Consider the following 22,164-nt stretch of genomic DNA (forward strand, 5'->3'; position numbering starts at 1 on the left):
TATGTAAGGCTCTTCAGGATTTTTTAACGTATGCCGGTTTTCAAACGCTTCACGTCGTTCATGCAGCAGGCCTTACGGGCCATGCATCTGGTCTGGACCACGTCCCGAGCGCTCTCCGTTGGTTTGATCGTTGCCACGCTGGTGGCAGGCTTGCTGCCCGCGCTGGCCGCCTGGTTGGGGCAGCGGATTGTCGATGCGGTGGTCAGTGCCATGCAACTGCATGCCAGCACTGGCGAGGCGCCTCTATGGCCGGTGTTGCGTTATGTGTTGCTGGAGGCCGGTGTACTGGCGCTGCTGGCCGGTGCGCAACGCGGGCTGTCGGTGCAGCAGGCGCTGTTGCGGGTGTTGCTGGGGCAGAAGGTCAATACGTTGATTCTGGAGAAGGCCCAGACCCTGTCACTGTCGCAGTTCGAGGATTCGGAGTTCTACGACAAGCTGGTACGAGTCCGGCGTGAAGCCTCGACCCGGCCTCTGGCGCTGGTGACCAAATCCCTGGGATTGCTGCAAAACCTCATTTCGCTGATCAGCTTTGCCGTACTGCTGGTGCATTTCTCGCCCTGGGCGTTGCTGATTCTGGTGCTCGGCGCATTGCCGGTGTTTTTTGCCGAGGCGCATTTTTCCGGCGACGCGTTCCGCCTGTTTACCCGGCGTGCTCCGGAAACCCGTCGGCAGAACTACATCGAAACACTGCTCTCCCACGAGGGCTACATCAAAGAGGTCAAGCTGTTCGGCTTCGCGCCGCTGCTGCTCAAACGATATCGCGACACCTTTGAACGGTTGTATGCCGAAGACCGCCGCTTGACCGTGCGCCGTGATGGCTGGGGCTTTCTGCTCGGCTTGCTGGGCACTGCTTCGTTCTATCTGGCGTACGCCTGGGTGGTGGTCGATGCGGTGCATGGGCGTATTACCCTGGGGCAGATGACCATGTACCTGGTGCTGTTCAAGCAAGGGCAGGCCGCTGTGAGCAGCAGCCTGAGTGCGATCAGTGGTTTGTACGAGGACGGGCTGTACCTGGCCGACCTGTACATTTACCTCGGTCAGCCGGTCATGCCGTCTGCTGGCAGCCTGACCCAGGGTGCGCTGCCCGGCGATGGCATGCGTTTCGAGAACGTCAGTTTCACTTACCCTGGCACCAGCCGCGCAGCATTGGAAAACATCGATCTGCATCTTGCACCGGGTCGTAGCGTGGCGCTGGTGGGCGAGAACGGCTCGGGGAAGACCACCCTGATCAAGTTGCTGACGCGCCTTTATCAGCCCGACCAAGGCCGTATTCTGCTGGATGGCAGCGATCTGCAGGACTGGGACGAAGACGCCCTGCGGTCGCGCATCGGCGTGATTTTTCAGGACTTCATCCGCTATCAGTTTCTGGTCGGTGAAAACCTAGGGGTCGGCGATACCCACGCCTTTCACGACGAAACCCGCTGGCGCGAAGCCGCTGCGCAAGGCATGGCAGCGCAGTTTATCGAACAGCTCGACAAGGGTTACGCCACACAGTTGGGGCGTTGGTTCGCAGGCGGTCAGGAGCTGTCCGGCGGGCAGTGGCAGAAAATCGCGCTGTCACGCGCCTATATGCGCCGCGATGCCGATATTCTGATTCTCGATGAGCCCACTGCCGCGTTGGATGCCGGGGCAGAAGCTGCGGTATTCGAGCACTTTCGCGAGTACGCCAAGGGACGCATGACGCTGCTGATTTCCCACCGTTTTTCCAGTGTGCGCAACGCCGAACATATCGTGGTGCTGGAGCATGGGCGGGTGCTGGAGCGCGGTGATCACGACAGCCTGATCGCCGCCGCAGGGCGCTACGCCGCGCTGTTCGATCTGCAGGCGCAAGGCTATCGTTAGATAAAAAGTGTTGCAGTGAATGACCAGTCGGCGTTTTATGGGAGCCCTGTTTCAAGCTGTATCTTTTTGAATCAAACGGAGACATCGATGCAATTTCGTAAATTGGGCAAAACCGATCTGTCGGTCAGCGCGATCTGTCTGGGCACCATGACCTGGGGCGAGCAGAACACCCAGGATGAAGCATTCGAACAGATTCGTATGGCCAAGGATGCCAAGGTCAACTTCCTCGACACGGCAGAAATGTACCCGGTGCCGCCGCGTGGCGAGACTTACACCAAGACCGAAAGCATCATCGGCGAGTACTTCAAGAAGTACGGGGACCGCAACGACTGGGTACTGGCCAGCAAGGTCGCCGGTCCAGGTCGCATGGATCATATCCGCGATGGCAATCCGCGGCTTGACCGCAAGAACATCACTGCGGCGCTGGAAGCCAGCCTCAAGCGCCTTAATACTGATTACCTGGACCTGTACCAGTTGCACTGGCCGGATCGCAAGACCAACTTCTTCGGCGTGCTGGGTTACACCCACGACCCGGATGATCAGGCTGTCGAAATCGAAGAAACCCTGTCGGTACTGGGCGATCTGGTCAAGGCGGGCAAGATTCGCCACTTCGGCCTATCCAACGAAACGCCATGGGGCACTCAGCGTTTTCTGCACCTTGCCGAAACCCTCGATCTGCCACGTGCTGTCTCGATCCAGAACCCCTACAACCTGCTTAACCGCACCTTCGAAGTGGGTCTGGCAGAAATCGCTATTCGCGAACAGATCGGCTTGCTGGCCTATTCGCCACTGGCGTTCGGTGTGTTGGCCGGCAAGTACCTGGACGGTGCACGTCCGGCTGATGGCCGCCTGACCCTGTTCGAGCGTTTCCAGCGCTACAACAACCCGCAGGCCGTCACTGCCACAGCCAAGTATGTCGCGCTGGCTCGCGAGCATGGTCTGGATCCACCGCAGATGGCGCTGGCCTATGTCACCAGCCGTCCGTTCGTGACCAGCAACATCATTGGTGCCACGAAACTGGATCAACTGAAGATCAACCTGGAGAGCATCGCCGTCACGCTGTCCGACGAGGTCATCGCCGGCATCGAAGCCATTCATACCACTCAGCCCAACCCGGCACCCTAAGCCGAACTGAACTTACTTTCAGCCTCGTCAGTCAGCACTAGTACGCTTACTCCGAGGCTGAAATTCGATGCATATCTCACTCAAGCAACAAGTCGCTATCGTCACCGGAGCCAGTTCCGGTCTCGGCGCGGGTGCCGCGCGAGCGCTGGCGGACGCCGGGGCGGCGGTGGTGATCAATTACAACTCCAAGGCTGAACCTGCCGAGAAGCTGGCTGAAGAGATTCGCGCAACGGGCGGTCGCGCCCTTGCTGTCGGGGCCGACGTGTCGAAAGAAGCAGACGTCGAGCGCCTGTTTGCGCAGACCATCGAGCACTTTGGCGCATTGGACATCCTGGTCGCCAACTCGGGCCTGCAAAAAGACGCAGCCATCGTCGACATGAGCCTGGAAGACTGGAACACGGTCATCAATGTCAACCTGACCGGGCAATTTCTCTGTGCCCGTGCGGCGTTGCGCCAGTTCATCAAGCAAGGCATGCGCCCTGATGTGTCACGGGCGATGGGCAAGATCATTCACATGAGTTCGGTGCATCAGTTGATTCCATGGGCCGGGCACGTCAATTACGCAGCGTCCAAGGGCGGCGTCGACCTGTTGATGCGCAGCATCGCTCAGGAAGTCGGCGAGCTGAAAATTCGCGTCAACAGCGTCGCGCCGGGTGCTATTCGCACGCCGATCAATGCCGACGCGCGCAAGGGCGACGCCGAGAAGGAAATGCTCAAGCTGATCCCTTATGGCCGTATCGGTGAGCCTGAAGACGTCGCCAATGCCGTGCTCTGGCTGGCCTCCGATGCCTCGGATTATGTGCACGGCACAACCCTGTACATCGACGGCGGGATGACCCTTTATCCGGAGTTCCGTGGCAATGGCTGACTTTCCCCAAGAAGCGCAAAACCGTATCGAAGACCACGGCATCATCGGCGATATGCGCAGCGCCGCGTTGATCGCCAACACCGGCAGCATCGATTTCTGCTGCTGGCCGGATTTCGACAGCCCGTCGATTTTCACCGCGCTGCTGGATACGCCCGATGCCGGGATCTTTCAGCTGGCGCCCGATTTGCCTGACGCCAGGCGGCTGCAGATCTACCTGCCGGACACCAATGTCCTGCAAACCCGCTGGATTTCCGAGGGCGCGGTGGTGGAAGTCACCGACCTGATGCCGATTGGTGAAGATCAGGACGATCTGCCGCGCATCGTGCGTAGGGTTCAAGTGCGTTTTGGCGAGGCCACCATTCGCATGCGCTGCCGGGTACGCATGGACTACAGCCGTGCTGAAACCACCGCTCGCGTCGATGGCCAGGACATCTGTTTCGAGGCCGAAGGGCAGCCAGGCATGCGCTTGTCGGCTGCTACGCCGCTACAGCTGGAGCAGCAGGACGCTGTAGCCAAGTTTCACATGCATAAAGGCCAGACCGTCGAGTTCATTCTTGGCGGTATCGACGACCCGAACGTGGCCGCAGGCAAATGCTCGCGCTATTTCGACGACACACTGAAATTCTGGCGGCGCTGGGCCGGGCAATCGCAATACAAGGGCCGCTGGCGTGAAATGGTCACTCGCTCGGCGCTGGCGCTCAAGCTGCTGACCTCGCGCAAGCATGGGGGCATTGTCGCAGCCGCGACGTTCGGTCTGCCGGAAACCGAGGGCGGCGAGCGCAACTGGGACTACCGTTACACCTGGATACGTGACGCATCATTCACCGTGTATGCGTTCATGCGCCTGGGGTACACCGATGAAGCCAATGCCTTCATGAGCTGGGTGCGCGGGCGACTGGATGACTGCTGTGAACAGACCGAGAAACTCGGCATTCTGTATGCCCTCGATGGCCACGCAGAATTGCCGGAAGACAATCTCGATCATTTGTCCGGCTACGGCGGTGCTCAGCCGGTACGCATCGGCAATGAGGCCTACAAGCAGGTTCAGCTGGATATCTATGGCGAACTGATGGACGCCGTCTACCTGGCCAACAAGTATGGAGACGCTATTTCCCATGATGGCTGGCAGCATGTCGTTCGCCAGGTCGACTACGTGTGCGAACACTGGAGCGACCGCGATGTGGGCATCTGGGAAATGCGCGGTGGCGATCAGCATTTTCTGCATTCGCGGCTGATGTGCTGGGTTGCACTGGACCGGGCACTGCGCCTGGCGTTCAAGCGCTCGCTGTCGGGGCCCTTCGAGCGCTGGACCAGGGTACGTGAAGAGATCCACAACGACATCTGGGGGAATTTCTGGAACGAAGACCTGGGCCACTTCGTGCAGCACAAGGGCAGCCGCAATCTGGATGCCTCGATGCTGCTGATGCCGCTGGTACGCTTTGTCGGTGCCAATGACCCGAAGTGGCTGGCGACGCTGGACGCCATCGAAGCAGCACTGGTGCGTGACGGGATGGTATTCCGCTATCGCAACGATGATGATCACGATGACGGACTGGCAGGCGAAGAGGGCGCATTCGTTGCCTGTTCGTTCTGGTACGTCGAATGTCTGGCCCGTGCCGGTCGGGTCGAGCAGGCGCATCTGGAGTTCGAACAATTGCTGCGTTACGCCAACCCGCTGGGCTTGTACGCCGAAGAATTCGACGCGCATGCTCATCATCTCGGTAATACACCGCAGGCCCTGAGCCATCTGGCGTTGATCAGCGCGGCCAGTTTTCTGGACCGCAAACTGGGCGGCGGGCAGGCGCTCTGGCAGCCTTGAGAGTGTGCGCGAACGTGTCATGAATGTGAGTCAGAGGTTCATTCATGATCAGTTCGCCTGCAATGAATATCCTGCCGGCTGTTCTTCCAGCCGGTAGTTCTGTGTAAGCGTCCCGCAATAGCTCAACCGTGGCAGATAGACGCCGTTGCTGTTCAAGGCCGCTCGAATGGCAACGTTGTCGTCGCACATGGCCAGCCTGCGACCGCCAAGCAGCCCGATGGCTTGCCCGGAGCGCATGGCACCCATCGGTGTCCAGTCGGCGATGATCAACGCACCGTTGGGCACGACCTGTTCATAGGCGCGCACGAACTGCTCGGCAGAGCGGTCGCGCAGGTAAGGCACCATGAAATAACGGATATCGTCGCGATAGGGCAGCTTCTCCTTATGCTCAGGAAAATGTATGACCCCGTTTGCGTAAAGTGAATACGCCAACAGAACCACTGTCGGCGAGGACAATACCGAGAGATTGAGCAAGGTGCTGCGTGTCACATTGTGTGGCAAAACCCGCCGCAGCTGAATCATGCCGATGATGCTCAGCATCGCCACGCCGGGTAGAAAAAAGGTGAAACGGTCGGTCACGTTATAGGAAATGGCAAAAACCAGATTCAACAGCGCCGCACTCCACAACAACCGCAGCCGACTCTCCTTGGGAAACAGCAGCAGCCCCGCCAACTGCGGCCCTATCAGTGACAGCAGCACCAGTATGGCTGCGTTCCTTTCCTCCAGGAGTTCGTCGAAACGCAACAGGCTGCCTTGCCACTCAGGCCCCGCAATGGTCGCGGACGCACCGGTCAGGTAACGTCGAGCAATATCCAGCAGGCCCAATCCGGTGTTCAGGTCATTGAATACCGCGACAGCCGCCGACGCGAAGCCGAGCATGAAGCCGGGCAGGGTGATCAAAACGCGCGCTTTATACAGGTACAGCAGATGCAGGTACAGCGGCAGCAGGACCACGAAGGTCAGTTGATGAGTCGAGGCCGCCATTCCAGTCAGCACGCCAATCATGAACAGCTTTTTCAGCGGCGTCAGACGGTTACTGTCATTGAACTGCAGCGTATAAGCCAGCAGTACGAACAGCGTGTGCAGCAGATAAACCTCGGCTTTGGTCGACACCCAGAACACTCCGTGCGCCAATACCGTCGCTGCGCCAGCGAGTACGGCCTGACGTGGCCCGGCGCCGAGGCTTTGCGCCAGTCGATAGACGATCCATGCCAACGGCACGAGGAGTAACGAATTCAGCAGGCTGAGCGCGCGTGGGCCGAACAGTGTGAAGAATACCGAGTTGAGCAGTTGATAAAGCGGATGCTCCAGCGGTCCGAGCGACTCACTGAAATAATGGCCTTCGCGGGCGTTGGCCAGAAACATGCCATTGTCCATCCATTGCACCGGCCCGCTGGAGGCCAGAAAACTTGCGGCGATGGCGGCACCCAGCAGAAACAGGGGCATGGCAATCGAGGTGCGCGAATCGGGTAGCATTGAACAGCTCCTCCGTGAGGTGAACAAAAGGTGTCGGGTGCCTGCTTTACTGCCTCAAGGCTGACGTCCCGGTGGTGCAGCGTTGAATCGGGAAAGCATCACGGCACCGATCGCCACTGCGAACCACAGGGTCGCCAGACGTATCAGCAGCGTGGCGGCAATCGCGTCGGCCCCAGGCATGCCCTTGAACATCAGCAGCCCGACCATCACTGCTTCGGCACTGCCCAGGCCACCCGGCATGAAGCTCAACGCTCCGGCGAGCATTGCCAGTGCATAGGTGAACACGGCAAACGTCAGTGGGATCTGCGCGCCCATCCAGCCAAGCATCCAGTAAAACGCTAGTGCCTCGGCGCTCCAGGCAAGCAGACTGAGCAGGCTGGCGGTCAGCAACACTCTCCCGTGCAGGCATTGACGGGCGGCGAGCAGGATGTCGAACAGCTGCCGCCGCAGCCTGTGCAGTCGTGTGCTCTTCTCCGTCGGCAGCGCACCTCGCATGCGCTTCAGAAAATGACCCTGAGACAGCACCAGCAGCCCCGCCAGAACCAGCGCCAGGCCGATAAAAATCATGGGTTGCGCCTGCGGGTACCACGACAGACCGAACAGCGTCAGCAGCACGATGGCCAGCAGATCGGACAGGCGTTCGCTGAAAAATGCAGCAAAACTTTGTGGGTACGGTACGCCCAGCGGCCTGAGCAATACGCCACGCAATGCTTCGCCGGCCTTGCCGGGCGTGGTTGTCAGGGCGAAGCCGGCCAGGTAGATCCGCAGGCTTTGCCGCCAGGCAAGCGGATGCCCCAGCACCTCAAGGTAAAGCTGCCAGCGTCCGAAGCGCAGCGCGTAGTTGATTGCCGACATCAGCAAGACCAAGCCAATGCCCTGCACCCCGACCTTGCCGGTTGCTGCGCTGACTGCCTGCCAGCCGCCCCACAGGGAAAATCCCAGATAGCCCAGTGCCGAGAAGACGACCGACAGCAGCACCGCCCGATAGCGCCAGCCTGACAGCAGCGGCATGTCGCTCAAAGGTCGAGCCTTTTGAATAATGGCTGTGGAATCGCGCGAATCACCCACATGATCCATGCCCAGAAGCCCGGCGCATAAAGGCTTGTAGACCGGCGTGCGATGCCCTTGACGATGCGCTCGGCAACAGCTGCCGGTTGCGCAACCAGCAAGGCAGGCAACGGCAGGCCGTGGGTCATGGGCGTGTCGACACAACCCGGCTTGATGGTCACTACGTGTACGCCGAGTTTGAACATCCGCGCCTGCAACCCGTCGCAGAACGTCGAGACGGCAGCCTTGGCCGAGCCGTACAGGTAATTGGAAGGGCGTCCTCGATCACCAGCGACGGAGGAAAGCACTGCCAGTGTGCCGCAGCGCTGCACTTCGAAATGCCTGGCCAGCAGGGTCAGCAAGGCAATAACCGATGCACCGTTGGTGATGAATTCCTGTATGGCCAGGCCTGCGTATTGCTCGCAGGCCTTCTGGTCGGGCAGGGTGCCGTGAGCCAACAGGACGATATCGATCTGCCCCAATGCAGCCAGACAGTCGGCCAGCATAGCCGGGTGTTCTGAAAAGTGCGTAACGTCCAGTCGGTGTGTGTCGATACGCCCGGCACCGCGCGCCTTGAGATCGGCTGCATTGCTGTCGAGCTTCTCCATGTCGCGCGCCACCAGAAAAAAATCACAGCCCTGCGCGGCCCAGAGTCGGGCACAGGCGTGGGCGATGGCTGATGTCGCGCCGATGATCAGAATTTTTTTCATGGCATCACTCGTTTCCAGAAGCGGGACATCAAGGAAGGGTCACGCAGGGCTTCAAGTTGCTCCCAGGCTGGATAGGCCTGGCGGAAATCGCTCCCGGTCAGGTGTGCATCTTTTGCCGGATATAGACGTCCACCCGCTTCACGGACAATGGCATCCAGGCGTGGGAACAGTGTTTCGGCCAGCTCGCGCGTCTGCGAAAAATCCAGTGCCAGCGAAGTACCCGGCATCGGGAAGGACAGCAGCCCCGGCGAAGCGATATCGCCGCAGCGCTTGAGTACCGCAAGGAATGAACCCCGGCCCGATGCAGCAATCGCATCGAGCAGCAGTTGCATGGCCTTGGGCGCGCAATGCCCGGGGATCACGCACTGGTATTGCTGAAACCCTTTGCGACCATAAAGACGATTCCAGTGCTGGATGCGATCCAGCGGGTAGAAGAACGCTTCGCACGCGCTGCGGCGGGCCTTGGCCTGTTGTGGATGGGCGTGCCAGTAGATCGAATTGAATGCACGCAAGGACAGATGGTTGACCAGTGAAAGCGGGGCAATGAACGGTATGCTCAGACGCTTGGGCGCATCGACCGTTAGCGACCCGTAACGAGCGTGGTCGCCGACGATGTACACGCCACGGCCGCTATTACTGCCTCGCGCCAGGCAATCAATCCAGGCCACGCTGTATTCGTGCTGCGCGTCCAGCTCGTGCGACAGGGTAAAAAATTCTGCCAGATTGGCGAAGCGCACCACCGTGCTGTTGATCTGACTGGTACGGATCGGCATCAATTGCAGCTCGACCCGACTGATAACGCCGGTCAAGCCCAGGCCGCCGATGCTGGCAGCGAAAAAAAAAGGGTTTTCCACGGCCGAACAAACCATCGGCGGCTCGCCATGACGTATCAATTCGAAACGCATGACATGACAGCCGAAGGTGCCGCGTAGATGATGATTCTTGCCGTGCACGTCGTTGGCAAGTGCGCCGCCTATCGTCACAAACTGCGTGCCCGGTGTGACCGGTAGAAACCAGCCGCGCGGGATTGCTGCCGCCAGCAGTTGTGACAGGGTCATGCCTGCTTCCAGTTGCACCACGCCGTTCTGCCAGTCTGCGGCGATGAAGCGATCCAGCTTGCGCATGTCCAGTACGTGACCACTGCTGGCCAGACAACTGTCGCCGTAGCTACGGCCGTTGCCGAACGGCAGGCTGGTGTGATGGTGCGCAAGTGTTTCCGAGATGTGCGCCGGCAAGCGATTTACCGCCTCACAGTCATGACCTTGCTGGGCAACCTGCGGGTAGCGCCCCCAGGAGTAGAGAGGCGCGCTCATGCGGCGATCCAGAACACCAGCAGGAACAGAAAACCGATCCCCTGGCTGATCCGGTCGCGGATTGCGAAAACTACCGGGTCCTCGTTCATCTGACCGCGATGGGTGAGCATCCAGATCCGGGTGATCCAGAACAACAGCAACGGGCAGGCCAGCCAGATCACATGCGGATGCTGATACAGGGCAACCGTCGCGCCCTCATGGATGTAAAGCGCCAGGACCATTACCGCCAGATTGCCCGACGATGCACCCAGGGAGGCGATCATGTCCAGATCGCCCGGGTAGTAGCCGCGGCCGCGTGTCTTGACGGTCACATCGCACAGCCTAGCGTCGCGCAGTTCGGCATAGCGCTTGACCAGCGCGAGGCTGAGAAACAGAAACATTGAAAATGCCAGAATCCAGAACGTCAGCGGCAACTGAAACGCCGCTGCACCGGCCAGGATGCGCGTGGTGTAGAGCATCGCCAGAACAATGACGTCCACTGCCATGTGGCGCTTGAGGTAAAGCGAGTAGACCAGCGTCAGCAAGTAATAGGCAGCCAGCACCGCCGCAAATTGCCATGGCAACATGATTGCCGCGCCGGCGAAGGCTGCTGCGAGCAACAGCGGGATCACCAGTAAGCCGGATTCGATCGACAACTGACCGCTGGCGAACGGGCGCTCGCGTTTGCTTCGATGGTGGCGGTCATCTGCCAGATCAAGCAGGTCATTGAGCAGGTAAACGCTTGATGCGCAGAGCCCGAAACACAAAAATGCCAGCAATCCGTCGAGCAGCAATTGCGTGCTCTGGACTTGGTGAGCAGCGAGCAGGGGCACAAAAATCAGTGTGTTTTTCAGCCATTGGTGGAGGCGCAACGCCTTGTACCACGCACTGCGTCGGGACGATGTGGATTTGATCACCTGTTCGACTTTTCCTTGTGCCCGCGCCGCGCGCTCCACACCTGCGAGCGGGCTGGCGACGATGGCCTTGCGTGAGACTTTCCAGATGCGCAGGTCGTCCCGGGAATTACCGATGTAATCAAAGCCGCCCTCACCATAATGGCTGACCAGCAAATCGCGTTTGCGATGGGCAGAAAGATTGGTTTTACCGTCCGAGGCCCAGACCTGATCAAACATTTGCAGGTGTGCTGCAATCTGGTTGGCAAGGGTTTCGTGAGAGGCCGTTGCCAAAACCACCCTGCGCCCGTGCTGCCGACTGGTCTGGATATAAGCGATGACCGCAGCATCGTAGGGCAGTAACGCAATGTCGATGTCGGTGCCCAGAGCCAGCCCTTGCTTGAGGGACGCCTTGCCTTGTAACAGCCAGGTAAAAAGCTTGAATACCTGTAGTGGTCGGCCTCGGATAAAAGCTACTGCGGTTTCAAACAGCAAATCTGAACGCAGCAGCGTTCCATCGAGGTCGACAACCAGAGGTGTATCAACCTCAAGAACTCCTCCTTGAGTGCCGGGCATGAACAGTTGCTCCTGTAAAAGTGAGCGCACTATGGAACAAGACCGGACAATCGCCACATCAATAAAATTAAACGATATCCATCATTCAGCCGTGCCTGTGGCGTCAGAAAAATTAAGGGTCGGGCAACTGTAATTGCATGAACGCTATTGATTCATTGATTGATCAAATAACGGAATCTGGTACGGAAATTGTAAAGTTAATGAGTCATTTCAGAGGGCTGATTAACGGCGGTAGCTCTGATTCGCGCGTTGATACAACGTGTTCGACATACGGTGCCAGAACGGGCGAGCCTGGATAAACATCGCGGTGACCACTTATTCAGCCTGGCGAGTCATAATGACGCCTTTGTTGGCCGTCTGCTGGAGTCGTAATGACCCACCCCCTGTTGCGTGAGCTGATACCGTTGGTGTCCGACCTGTCCAGAGAACTGCCGGACGAAGAGCGTTATCGGCGTCTGCTGTGCTCGCTGCGCCACTGGCTGCCTTGCGACGCTACTGCACTGCTCAGGCTTGAGGGTGATGTGCTGATTCCACTGGCGGTCGACGGACTCAGCCCGGACGCGCTCGGTCGTCGCTTCCGGGTCAGCGAGCATCCTCGCTTCGAGGCGTTGCTTGCGAGTGACGGGCCGCTGCGCTTTGCTGCCGATTGCGATTTACCGGACCCTTATGACGGGCTGGTCGACGGTCATGGCGCGTTGGAAGTGCATGATTGCCTGGGCTGCGTGCTGTCTGTTCAGGGGCGGCCCTGGGGGCTTATTACCCTGGATTCGCTGGACCCCTCCAGCTTTGGCAGCGTCGATCTGGATAACCTGCAGGCCTTCGCCAGCCTCGCCGCGGCAACGGTCATGGCGGGCGAGCGCATCAACCAGTTGGCGCGGGGTTTTGAAGATCAGCGCCAGTTGGCCGAGGTCTACAAGCGCGCTGCCGGAGGGCGAGCGCCTCGCGAGCTGATTGGTCAGAGCGCGGTTCACCAGCGTATGCAGCAGGAGATTGAACTGGTCGGCAACAGCCCGCTGACGGTACTGGTCATGGGTGAAACCGGTGTCGGCAAGGAGTTGGTGGCCGAGTCCATCCATCTGCACTCGCCGCGGGCACACAAGCCGCTGATCAGCCTCAACTGCGCCGCGCTGCCTGAAATGCTGGTCGAAAGCGAATTGTTCGGGCATGTCAAAGGCGCTTTTTCCGGGGCGGTCAATGGGCGTAGCGGCAGGTTCGAGCTGGCGGATGGCGGTACGTTGTTCCTTGACGAGGTGGGTGAGCTGCCATTGTCGGTGCAATCCAAGCTGTTGCGTGTGCTGCAAAGTGGTCAGTTGCAACGGGTGGGTGCTGATCAGGAACACCATGTGGATGTGCGCATCATCGCTGCCACCAATCGTGATCTGGCCGAGGAAGTGCGCTCCGGCCGGTTTCGGGCGGATCTCTATCATCGATTGAGCGTCTACCCGCTGCTCGTGCCAGCACTGCGCGAGCGCGGACGGGATGTGTTGCTGCTGGCCGGCTATTTTCTCGAGGAAAACCGTGTGCGCATGGGGCTACGTGGGCTGCGCCTGAGCGCCGAGGCGCAGCGGCTGCTGCTCGCGCACCCCTGGCCGGGTAACGTTCGTGAGCTGGAGCACCTGATCAGCCGGGCGGTGCTCAAGGCGTTGTCTGCCCATCCGCAAAAACCGCGCATCCTGACGGTCGAAGGGCCTGCGCTGGGCCTCGACGGCTCGGCGTCTGCCACGCCACTACCCACGGCTGAAAAAGCCCTTTCAGCGGCTGTGCAGGGGGCAGGGCTCAAGGCGTCGGTGGATGCTTTTCAGCGTTCCTTGATTGTTGATTGTCTTGAACGACATCAAGGCCGTTGGGCAGAAGTGGCGCGCGATTTAGCGGTGGACAGAGCCAATCTCAATCGACTTGCCAAGCGCCTGGGTATTCGCTGATATATCCGAATGGGGATGTTCGTTGGTCGCCGATATTGAAAAAAGAATGAATTTCTTTGCAGTGAATGCAGTCACCTATACTTCAAGCCACTGCTGAAAAAAGGATCAGGCTTTCAATGGCACTTCCAAAGCATTACCGCATTGATTATCTGCTGAACGGTTCGTTCAAGAGTTTTTATATACGCACCGAGAATATGGACAACGCTGAAGCATGGCACTGTGCAAGTGTCGACGCGGGTCTTGCGCGCATACCGAAATACCGTTTGGAGAAAGTCGCCAAAGTGTCCAAGCCTTATGCGGAACACTTTGGTGTCACCAATGTGGAGTGGGCTCAGGCCTGAACCCACTCCTCGGTCAGTTCACTCAACGGTGGGCTATCTGCTCCAGCGCCAGATTGCGTGTACGTGGTCCGAACCGGCCAATGGTGATGATCACGATCAGCATGCTGCCAACGATGAACGCCAGTACGCCCGGTGTGCCGAAGTGGTCGAGGAAAATCCCGATCAGCAGGCTGCTGAACACCGTTGACAGGCGGCTGAACGAGTAGCAAAAGCCCACGGCACGTGCGCGGATGTTGGTCGGAAACAACTCGCCCTGGTATGAGTGATAACTGAAGCTCAGCCATGCGTTGCAGAATGTGATCATGATCCCGCAGAAAATAAGGCCTGCCGCGCTGGTCTGGAAGGCAAACAGGCTGCCGAAGATCATAGCTCCCAACGCTGAGCCGACGATTTGCCATTTGTTCTCGAAGCGGTTGGCAAATTTCACGAACAGCAACGGGCCGAGCGGGTAGGCCAGCGTGATCACGAACGCATACCCCAGGCTGTGTGTGACACTCAGGCCCTGGCCGGAAAGCAGGGCGGGTAGCCAGTTACCGAAGCCGAAGAAGCCAATGGCCTGGAAGACGTGAAATACGATCAGCATCAGTGCACGACGACGGTATGGCAGTTGCCACATATCAGCGAAGCTGCCGTTGCCTGACAGCGCGACTTTCTCCGGTTCAGGTTCATCCAGCGGCTTGCCCTGGTCTTTGATACAACGTGCTTCAATTCCGTCCATGATCAGTTCGGCTTCGTCGAAACGCCCCTGCTGCGCCAGCCAGCGAGGTGATTCTGGCAGTGCTGAACGCAGCCACCAGACAAACAGCGCAAATACCGCGCTGCCAATCACCACCCAGCGCCATCCGGAAAAGCCGAAGGGTGCCTGGGGCACCAGCCACCATGACATTAGCGCCACGCTGGGGACTGACAGGAACTGGATGAAAAATGCGAAGGCGAACGCCGAACTGCGTATGCGTTTGGGCACCAGTTCCGACAGGTAAGTGTCGATGGTCACCAGCTCTACGCCCAGGCCGATACCCACTACAAAGCGCATGCCTATCACGCCCAGAGCGGAGGTCTGCAGACCCATGATCACCGTGGCAATGGTGTACCAGATCAGCGCGAAGGTAAAAATTGCGCGGCGACCGTAACGGTCGGCAATCGGGCTAACCAGACTGGCACCGAAAAACAGACCCAGAAAGGTCGCCGAGGCAAAGGCTGCCTGATCGGAAAAGCCGAACAGGCCCTGGTTTCCCGTGGCAAAGATTCCGTCGCGAATCAGGCCGGGGCTGATATAGGCCGTCTGAAACAGGTCGTAAAGCTCGAAAAAACCGGCGATAGACAGCAGGGCGACCAGTTTCCAGATAGTGGCAACCGCAGGCAGTCGATCAATACGCGCCGAGATATACGCTGCCCGCAGCTGTTCGCCCTTGGGTGCACCTGTGCGAGGTGATGAGTTCATAGATGGCCATCCTGAGTTCTTGTAGAGGCCTGAATGGTACTCTTTACAATTTGTAATGAATGTTCTTTTAATGCGGTTAATGGCCCCTAAAAGATTAATAATTGTTTAGTTGGTGCGGTTTTTGAGTGTTTATACCGGTTGGGTCGGGCTGTACACCGTTGAAATAGCTTGTGATTAGCAATGCAGCGCCAGCCTCAAAGACCAGCAAGCGTCAAAACAGCAGGCATGAAGCCTCCAATGATGTATCAACATGTGTCGCAAAACCTTAGGATGAGGGTCTTGATTTTCTGCCTGTCGGGTTCCCGTGACGTACAAACTGCCCACCACTGCAACAGCCCCTTTCTGCCCATCGGCGACCACCGACAGCGTGACCATCCCGCCGAACGCATCCTTGCTACGCAAGATGATGCTGTTCGTGGGGCCAGGCCTGCTGGTTTCCATCGGTTACATGGACCCCGGCAACTGGGCGACGGCTATCGAGGCCGGTTCACGCTTTGGTTATTCATTGTTGTTTGTGGTGGTGCTCGCCAGTCTGTCGGGAATGGTCTTGCAAAACCTTTGTTCCCGCCTTGGCATCGCCACCGGGCGTGATCTGGCGCAGTTGTCTGCTGCCCGCTACAGCCGTAATGTCGCCAAAGGCCAGTGGCTGCTGGCAGAGCTGTCGATCATCGCCACCGATCTGGCAGAGGTGCTGGGGGCGGCGTTGGCGTTTCATCTGTTGCTGGGCGTGTCGATAACCACCGGTGTAGCGTTGACCGCTTTCGATACCCTGATCGTGCTGGCCTTGCAGGGCGCCAATTTCCGGCGTCTGGAAGCTATCGTGCTGGGGTTGATTGCAACCATTGCCAGTTGTTTTGCCATCGAGCTGTTTCTGATCAAGCCATTCTGGCCGGATGTGGTGGCGGGCCTGAAACCGAGCTGGGATGTACTGAGCAGCCAGGAGCCGCTGTATATCGCCATCGGTATTCTGGGTGCCACGGTCATGCCGCATAACCTTTATCTGCATTCGTCAGTGGTGCAGACCCGGGTCAATGGTGCTGACCTGGCCAGCAAGGCCACTGCCATTCGCTACGCCCGGCTGGACACTATCGGTTCGCTGAGCCTTGCGCTACTGATCAATGCGGCGATTCTGATCCTCGCGGCTGCGGCGTTTCACAAGACCGGGCATACCGAAGTGGTCGAGATTCAGGACGCTTATCACCTGCTTGATCCATTGGTCGGCGGTGCCATTGCCAGCGTGCTCTTCGGCGTCGCCTTGCTGGCGGCAGGGCAAAGTTCGACGTTCACGGGAACCATCGCCGGGCAGGTGGTGCTCGAAGGCTTTCTGCAGGCCAAAATTCCTTGCTGGCAGCGGCGCTTGATTACTCGCGCACTGGCACTGATTCCGGCGCTGATCGGCGTTATCTGGCTGGGTGACAGTTCGGTCGGCAAGATGCTGGTGCTCAGCCAGGTGGTGCTGAGCCTGCAACTGCCGTTTGCGCTCTGGCCGCTGATTCGCTTTACCAGTGATCCGCAGTTGATGGGGCCGTTCGTCAATAGTCGGTTGGTCAAGATTGCCGCCTGGGGTCTGTTCGGTCTGATCTCGGCGGCCAATCTGACGCTGCTGTGGTTCTGGGTGAGCTGAACTTGATCGCCGTAAGTCACTCTCAAACCTGACACCAATGTTCGCTGTCAGGGAGCCGGAAATGACCACAACCGATGAAACGGGTGCAGTGTTCGAAACCGATTTGCCGGCCCGTCTGGACCGCTTACCCTGGGGGCGGTTTCACACCTTGCTGGTTGTGGCGCTGGGTATCACCTGGTTGCTCGATGGCCTGGAAGTGACCCTTGCAGGCTCGGTGGCTGGCGCCCTGAAAGCCAGTCCGGCGCTCAACCTGACCAACAGTGACGTGGGCCTGGCGGGTGCCGCGTATATCGCCGGTGCCGTACTTGGCGCATTATTTTTTGGCTGGCTGGCGGACCGTCTCGGGCGTCGCAAACTGTTCTTCATCACCTTGCTGCTGTACGTCGGCGCCACGGCTGCCACGGCGTTTTCATTCAGCGTCTGGAGCTTCATGCTGTTCCGCTTTCTGACCGGCATGGGTATCGGTGGCGAGTACACCGCAATCAATTCGACAATCCAGGAATTTACCCTGGCACGTTACCGGGGATGGGTCGACCTGACCATCAATGGCACGTTCTGGCTGGGTGCTGCGCTGGGCGCGATTGGCTCGATTGTGTTGCTCGATCCGCAATGGGTAGGTGCCGAACTGGGCTGGCGCCTGTGTTTCGGGATCGGTGCGGTATTGGGCCTGCTGGTGCTGCTGATGCGTCTGTGGCTGCCGGAGAGCCCGCGCTGGCTGTTGATTCACGGCCAGGCCGCGCAGGCGAAAAAGATCGTTGAACAGATAGAGGCCGATTTGCAGCGCCAGGGCCATGTGCTGCCTCCCGTGCAGGGCAAACCCTTGCGCCTGCACGTGCGCGACCACACGCCGCTGGGGGAGGTTGCCAGAACCTTGCTGGTGACGTTTCGCCAGCGATCGCTGGTTGGCCTGACGCTGCTGACGGCGCAGGCTTTTTTCTACAATGCGATTTTCTTCACTTACGCGTTGGTATTGACCGACTTCTATGGCGTGCCGTCCGAGCGCGTCGGTTGGTATGTGTTGCCGCTGGCGCTGGGTAATTTCTGCGGTCCGCTGCTGCTGGGCAGGTTGTTTGACGTGGTGGGGCGGCGTGTCATGATCAGCCTGACCTATGGTGTGTCAGGCGTGCTGTTGGCGATCAGTGGCTATATGTTCGAGCAAGGTCTGCTGGACGTAACCCAGCAGGCCATTGCCTGGATGGTGATTTTCTTCTTTGCTTCGGCAGCGGCCAGCTCGGCCTACCTGACAGTGGCCGAAACCTTTCCGCTGGAAATCCGCGCATTGGCGATTGCAGTGTTCTACGCCTTCGGTACGGGGCTGGGCGGGATGATAGGCCCTACGTTGTTTGGTGAGTTGATAGAAACCGGCGAACGCAGCAATGTGCTGATCGGCTATCTGATCGGGGCAGGGTTGATGATGTTCGCGGCGCTGGTTCAGTCGATATGGGGCGCGGCTGCCGAGCGCAAGTCTCTGGAGGAAGTAGCGAGGCCGCTGTCGCAGGCCGGGGAAAGGTAAATGGTCAGTTACCGGAACACGCCACGAAGGCCATCGACTGACGCACGCAAGCCGACGATCCGTTCGCTGACTTCCTGCGCTTCATGCGGGCGAGAAGTACGCTCCAGGTACAAAAGATGTCCGGCAAGATTGGCCGAGACGCGTTCAAGGTCGTCGGCGGTGCGCCTGACGTAGGCCTGGATGTCTTTCAGTTGTTCGACTTGCACGGATGGTTCCCCTATAGGTCGCATCCGAGCGCACTAAATGACTAAATGAATGGGGGCTGTGATGAACCCCCTCAATCTAATTATCGACCGCTACAGTAGCTTTCTTTAGCGTCGCAGGTAAATAAACAGGTAATAAATTTTTGCCCGCTGCCGCCCCGCCTAATCGTCTTCCTGATCGTCATGTTCCGAGTAGGAATCCAACAACTCGGCCAATGCCAGGGTACGGTCCAGCCCGCTGCGGCTGGACATGATTTCGGCCACTGCCTGCGTGGCGGCAATTCTGGCAGCTTCGCGTTCGGCATCGGTGTTATTGGGCGTGGCGGCCTGCGCAGCCTCAATAATCGATTGCTCAAAGGTATTCATGGTGCTCGCTCGTGAAATTCAAGTGCCTGTGATACCGAGAATGACGGATTGTTTCAAGGCCGATCAATCACCTTCGTAAGGAAATTCCTCCAGGGTCTGCATCAGTGCGACACCCTGCGGCCCTTGAAGATTGTCCAGCACCCAGCAACTGCTGGCATTTTTAGTCAACAACAGACGAGTGGTCTGGCTGGTGACCGGCTGCTGCGGGGCGTCTTTGTAGCCCAGGTTGTAGGTCATCTCGACCACCGCCTGCGCGTCGGTCCAGGGGTTGGCGCTGACTGCGCACTGATCACCGTTCTGACAGGCCCAGTCTTTTTTCAGCAAGCCCAGCAAAGGCTTGGACAGGTAATCAGCCGAGCCTTTGCCACTGAGGTAGAAGTCCTGATGCTTTTCGTAGACCCAGCGCGCTGTATCGACCGGGGTCGCGGCGGGGCAGGCGGCCTGGGCCGTTGATGAAAGCAGGCAGGCGAAGGCAATGGCGACGGTTCTGGACATGGAGCAGGCTCGCAGAGAAGGTGGCAGTGAGGTTACAGACTGAGAACATTGCATTTGTAAGGCATGCGGACAAAAAAGCAATGGTTTTAGGTGAAGCGGATGGCTGGAATAATATTGTGAGCAATTTCCTTCAATACGCTGTTCATTGCCGTCATTACCTTGAGCGGGTCATTTCTGATCATGTTCAAGGGGTGTTCCATGACTATGCTGATTTCCATGGCTGCGTTTGCACTGGCTTCGTCCATCACGCCGGGACCGGTCAACATTGTGGCGTTTAGTGCCGGTGCGCGCTATGGGGTCTGGCCGGGCATGCGCCACGTGCTGGGTGCAACGCTGGGCTTTACCCTATTGCTGCTGCTCATCGGTTTTGGCCTGTACGAAACCTTGCAGCAATGGCCATTTCTGACCCGAATCATTCAATGGTCCGGCGTGGCATTTCTGCTGTATATGGCGTTCCGGCTTGCAACCGACAACGGTCAACTGAGCCTGGGCGATAAGGCAGTCGGTCCTTCGATGATACAAGGGGCGGTCATGCAATGGCTCAACCCCAAGGCATGGCTGGCATCGATAGCAGGCATGGGTGTTTTTGTTGCCAATGGCGAGGCCACGTTGATCTGGCAATTCGCAACCATCTATTGTGTGGTGTGTTACCTGTCACTGGGTTGCTGGGTCTTTGCCGGGAGTTTTCTGAGCAACTATTTGTGCAGCGCGGCAAGCGTGCGTGTTTTCAACCGGATCATGGCGCTGTTATTGGCTGGCTGTGCGTTGTATCTGTTGATCTGACCCGTGCAATCACAACCGATACTGCCCCGGTGTCGCTGCCAGGTGTTTTTTAAACTCACGCTGAAAATGCGCTTGATCGGCAAAGCCGGTTTCCTGCGCAACGTCGGCAATCATCTTGCCGCTTTTCAACTGTGTTTGGGCGTGCTGGATACGGCGGTTGAGCAAGTAGGCATGCGGCGTCAGGTGATAACGCTGCTCGAACGAGCGAATCAGGTATGACGCTGAGAGATTGGCTGCAGCACAGATGTCGGCGAGTTTGATGGGTCGGGTGAAGTTGTCGTTGATGTACTCAGCGGCGCGCGTGACTCGGGGGGAGAGTTGGAGGGGCGGCGCTGGCGCAGCATCAAATGTCTCCAGCGTCAGGGTGAAGAACGCTACCGCCGTGCAATGTTTTTGCAGCGTATCGGCTTTTGCGTCGGTCAGGGTCTGGTACAGCGCCGTCAATTTACCGAACAGTAGCGGATCGCTAGTGTGCGTATAGGGCAGGGGTTGAAAGCCGGATTCAGCGTTCAGCCCTATATCCTGCTGTATGTCGCCTAGGGTCTGTTCCCGTTTCACATTGGCAGCCACAGAAAAGCGCAGGCCATTGCTATGACGCTTTCATAGTTTCTCTTGAGTTTGTCGAACCGAGAAGCCGCCGCCCGGAAATGCTTCAACCGGGCAAAGGCGTTTTCTACGAGATGTCGATTGCGATATAACCCTTTGTCCAGATCTGCGTTCCCTTTCAGAGAATTGCGCTTTCGTGGAATCACCACTTTGCTGCCTTGCTGCTCGACCTGAGCGCGTATCGCTTCAGTGTCGTAGCCCTTGTCCGCAATGATCACTTCTGCATTGGGCATCTTGGCAATCAACGAGGCCGCCTGCGAACAATCATTGGTCTGGCCTCCGGTCACGTCAAATGCAATGGGCAGCCCACAAGCGTCTACAGCCAGGTGAATCTTGCTGGTGTTACCGGCTCGGCTTTTTCCGATGGCCTGGTCCTGCGTGCTGGCAGCACCTGCACTGTGCTGATGAGCCTTTACATAACTGCCATCAATGAAAACCCACTCCATGTCAGGATCGGTCATCAGCACCTCAAGCACCTTGACCCACTTGCCTGAAGCAGACCAGGCATTGAACCGCTTGTAGACCTTGCTCCAGTTTCCAAACGCTTTCGGCAGGTCTCGCCAAGGGCAACCCACACGCATGCGGTACAGCATGCCTTCAACCGTGGTGCGCAAATCTCGCTTGTTGTAGATCGATTCGTGCAGCAAAATTTCTCGAAGCTTCGGCCAGTGCTCATCACTGAGCATTAATCGGGGCATTGCAGGCTCGTATTGGTGTTGTGTGAGAACTCCAACAATACGGGCCTGTTCTCATAGAGATCAATGGGTTACGTCGAAACGGGAACAGACCCTAGCCAATGGCTGTCCACATAAAGCATCAGGTACGACCACGGCTGATTGTTGATCGGGTTGCAGGCATGCACATCTCCGGGGTTCATCAGGACCGCGGTGCCTGCCGTTACGCGCTGTGAGCTCTTTTCGTGCAAATAGGTGCTTTGCCCAGCGGTAATCGCGCCGATGGAAAAAGTCTCATGCGAATGCGGGGCATAGCAGACCAGCCGGCCATCTTCTACCGAGCGCGCCTCAATGAAAGGCAGACACTCATCGCGCCAGAAAAAGGGGGTTGCGGTCGAGTCGCTGGAGTGGATGGTGCTCATGCTGATATCCCGTCGGCAGAGCACCGAGGGTAGCTGAACTCATGTGCCAGCGCGATGCCGATGTGTCGCATTGCGTTAAAAAGCACCGGCTAGTGCAAATGCTCTGCGTCGGCATGCGTGTCGTGA

At 58.3% G+C, this 22,164-nt stretch carries 19 protein-coding genes and 2 pseudogenes; 9 read left to right on the plus strand and 12 right to left on the minus strand.

The features are described 5' to 3' along the window. Positions 1 to 30 precede the first annotated feature (30 nt). The 4 genes from AC4ANK_RS12820 (at position 31) to AC4ANK_RS12835 (ending at position 5,654) form a co-directional block, all read left to right on the plus strand. A complete protein-coding gene (locus tag AC4ANK_RS12820) occupies positions 31 to 1,842 on the plus strand; it encodes an ABC transporter ATP-binding protein (protein ID WP_002553825.1) in 1,812 nt (603 codons plus the stop codon). Positions 1,843 to 1,929: 87 nt separating this feature from the next. Beyond that, positions 1,930 to 2,967 (plus strand): NADP(H)-dependent aldo-keto reductase, encoded by a 1,038-nt coding sequence (locus tag AC4ANK_RS12825; protein WP_002553824.1) that lies wholly within the window; start codon positions 1,930 to 1,932, stop codon positions 2,965 to 2,967. Between the two features lie 67 nt (positions 2,968 to 3,034). Continuing rightward, positions 3,035 to 3,835, plus strand: a complete 801-nt coding sequence (locus tag AC4ANK_RS12830; RefSeq protein ID WP_002553823.1) for an SDR family oxidoreductase — start codon at positions 3,035 to 3,037, stop codon at positions 3,833 to 3,835. Continuing rightward, a complete protein-coding gene (locus AC4ANK_RS12835) occupies positions 3,828 to 5,654 on the plus strand; it encodes a glycoside hydrolase family 15 protein (RefSeq protein ID WP_002553822.1) in 1,827 nt (608 codons plus the stop codon). The genes AC4ANK_RS12830 and AC4ANK_RS12835 overlap by 8 nt, the downstream gene beginning before the upstream one ends. Positions 5,655 to 5,702: 48 nt before the next feature. Here the strand turns inward: AC4ANK_RS12835 and AC4ANK_RS12840 are convergent, their stop codons facing one another. From AC4ANK_RS12840 to AC4ANK_RS12860, 5 genes are read right to left on the minus strand one after another with little or no spacing between them, the layout of a single operon-like run. Beyond that, entirely contained in the window at positions 5,703 to 7,130 is a 1,428-nt protein-coding gene (locus AC4ANK_RS12840; protein ID WP_002553821.1) for a DUF2723 domain-containing protein, read from the minus strand. A gap of 54 nt (positions 7,131 to 7,184) precedes the next feature. Next, on the minus strand, positions 7,185 to 8,150 hold the full coding sequence (locus AC4ANK_RS12845) for a lysylphosphatidylglycerol synthase transmembrane domain-containing protein (protein WP_031596188.1): 966 nt from the start codon (positions 8,148 to 8,150) through the stop codon (positions 7,185 to 7,187). Continuing rightward, positions 8,147 to 8,887, minus strand: a complete 741-nt coding sequence (locus tag AC4ANK_RS12850; RefSeq protein ID WP_002553819.1) for an SDR family oxidoreductase — start codon at positions 8,885 to 8,887, stop codon at positions 8,147 to 8,149. The genes AC4ANK_RS12845 and AC4ANK_RS12850 overlap by 4 nt, the downstream gene beginning before the upstream one ends. Next, on the minus strand, positions 8,884 to 10,200 hold the full coding sequence (locus AC4ANK_RS12855; protein ID WP_002553818.1) for an FAD-binding oxidoreductase: 1,317 nt from the start codon (positions 10,198 to 10,200) through the stop codon (positions 8,884 to 8,886). Before AC4ANK_RS12855 ends, AC4ANK_RS12850 begins: the two co-directional genes overlap by 4 nt. Beyond that, positions 10,197 to 11,648, minus strand: a complete 1,452-nt coding sequence (locus AC4ANK_RS12860) for a UbiA family prenyltransferase (RefSeq protein WP_460382805.1) — start codon at positions 11,646 to 11,648, stop codon at positions 10,197 to 10,199. The genes AC4ANK_RS12855 and AC4ANK_RS12860 overlap by 4 nt, the downstream gene beginning before the upstream one ends. Positions 11,649 to 12,019: 371 nt before the next feature. On the opposite strand from AC4ANK_RS12860, the gene norR reads away from it, so the two are divergent. Further along, positions 12,020 to 13,570, plus strand: a complete 1,551-nt coding sequence (gene norR, locus AC4ANK_RS12865; protein WP_002553816.1) for a nitric oxide reductase transcriptional regulator NorR — start codon at positions 12,020 to 12,022, stop codon at positions 13,568 to 13,570. Between the two features lie 116 nt (positions 13,571 to 13,686). Next, a complete protein-coding gene (locus AC4ANK_RS12870; RefSeq protein WP_004658504.1) occupies positions 13,687 to 13,911 on the plus strand; it encodes a DUF6555 family protein in 225 nt (74 codons plus the stop codon). Between the two features lie 22 nt (positions 13,912 to 13,933). Here AC4ANK_RS12870 and AC4ANK_RS12875 read toward each other — a convergent pair whose 3' ends face one another. Then, entirely contained in the window at positions 13,934 to 15,352 is a 1,419-nt protein-coding gene (locus tag AC4ANK_RS12875) for an MFS transporter (RefSeq protein WP_057425673.1), read from the minus strand. Between the two features lie 316 nt (positions 15,353 to 15,668). On the opposite strand from AC4ANK_RS12875, the gene AC4ANK_RS12880 reads away from it, so the two are divergent. Then, on the plus strand, positions 15,669 to 16,976 hold the full coding sequence (locus AC4ANK_RS12880; protein WP_161938286.1) for an Nramp family divalent metal transporter: 1,308 nt from the start codon (positions 15,669 to 15,671) through the stop codon (positions 16,974 to 16,976). A 61-nt stretch (positions 16,977 to 17,037) separates the two neighbouring features. Beyond that, positions 17,038 to 18,489: an MFS transporter gene (locus AC4ANK_RS12885; protein WP_002553812.1), complete on the plus strand. Its 1,452-nt coding sequence runs from the start codon at positions 17,038 to 17,040 to the stop codon at positions 18,487 to 18,489. 8 nt (positions 18,490 to 18,497) lie between these two features. Here AC4ANK_RS12885 and AC4ANK_RS12890 read toward each other — a convergent pair whose 3' ends face one another. The 3 genes from AC4ANK_RS12890 to AC4ANK_RS12900 all read right to left on the minus strand — a co-directional run bounded on the left by AC4ANK_RS12890 (position 18,498) and on the right by AC4ANK_RS12900 (position 19,553). Further along, complete coding sequence (locus AC4ANK_RS12890; protein ID WP_002553811.1) at positions 18,498 to 18,695, minus strand: hypothetical protein; 198 nt, start codon at positions 18,693 to 18,695, stop codon at positions 18,498 to 18,500. Between the two features lie 159 nt (positions 18,696 to 18,854). Beyond that, positions 18,855 to 19,058, minus strand: coding sequence for a hypothetical protein (locus AC4ANK_RS12895; RefSeq protein WP_002553810.1), 204 nt, complete (start codon positions 19,056 to 19,058; stop codon positions 18,855 to 18,857). Between the two features lie 63 nt (positions 19,059 to 19,121). Further along, complete coding sequence (locus tag AC4ANK_RS12900) at positions 19,122 to 19,553, minus strand: DUF3828 domain-containing protein (protein ID WP_460382802.1); 432 nt, start codon at positions 19,551 to 19,553, stop codon at positions 19,122 to 19,124. 198 nt (positions 19,554 to 19,751) lie between these two features. Here AC4ANK_RS12900 and AC4ANK_RS12905 point away from each other — a divergent pair, with 198 nt between their 5' ends. Then, positions 19,752 to 20,336: a LysE family translocator gene (locus AC4ANK_RS12905; protein WP_004667690.1), complete on the plus strand. Its 585-nt coding sequence runs from the start codon at positions 19,752 to 19,754 to the stop codon at positions 20,334 to 20,336. A gap of 9 nt (positions 20,337 to 20,345) precedes the next feature. On the opposite strand, the pseudogene AC4ANK_RS12910 reads toward AC4ANK_RS12905, so the two are convergent. The 3 genes and pseudogenes from AC4ANK_RS12910 to AC4ANK_RS12920 all read right to left on the minus strand — a co-directional run. Further along, positions 20,346 to 20,876 (minus strand): annotated as a pseudogene (locus AC4ANK_RS12910) (helix-turn-helix domain-containing protein); the annotation flags it as partial. Between the two features lie 14 nt (positions 20,877 to 20,890). Beyond that, on the minus strand, positions 20,891 to 21,640 hold the full coding sequence (locus tag AC4ANK_RS12915; RefSeq protein ID WP_460382697.1) for an IS5 family transposase: 750 nt from the start codon (positions 21,638 to 21,640) through the stop codon (positions 20,891 to 20,893). 83 nt (positions 21,641 to 21,723) lie between these two features. Next, positions 21,724 to 22,038 (minus strand): annotated as a pseudogene (locus tag AC4ANK_RS12920) (AraC family ligand binding domain-containing protein); the annotation flags it as partial. Positions 22,039 to 22,164 lie beyond the last annotated feature (126 nt).

The sequence above is a fragment of the Pseudomonas sp. Pmew2 genome (genome assembly GCF_058129885.1).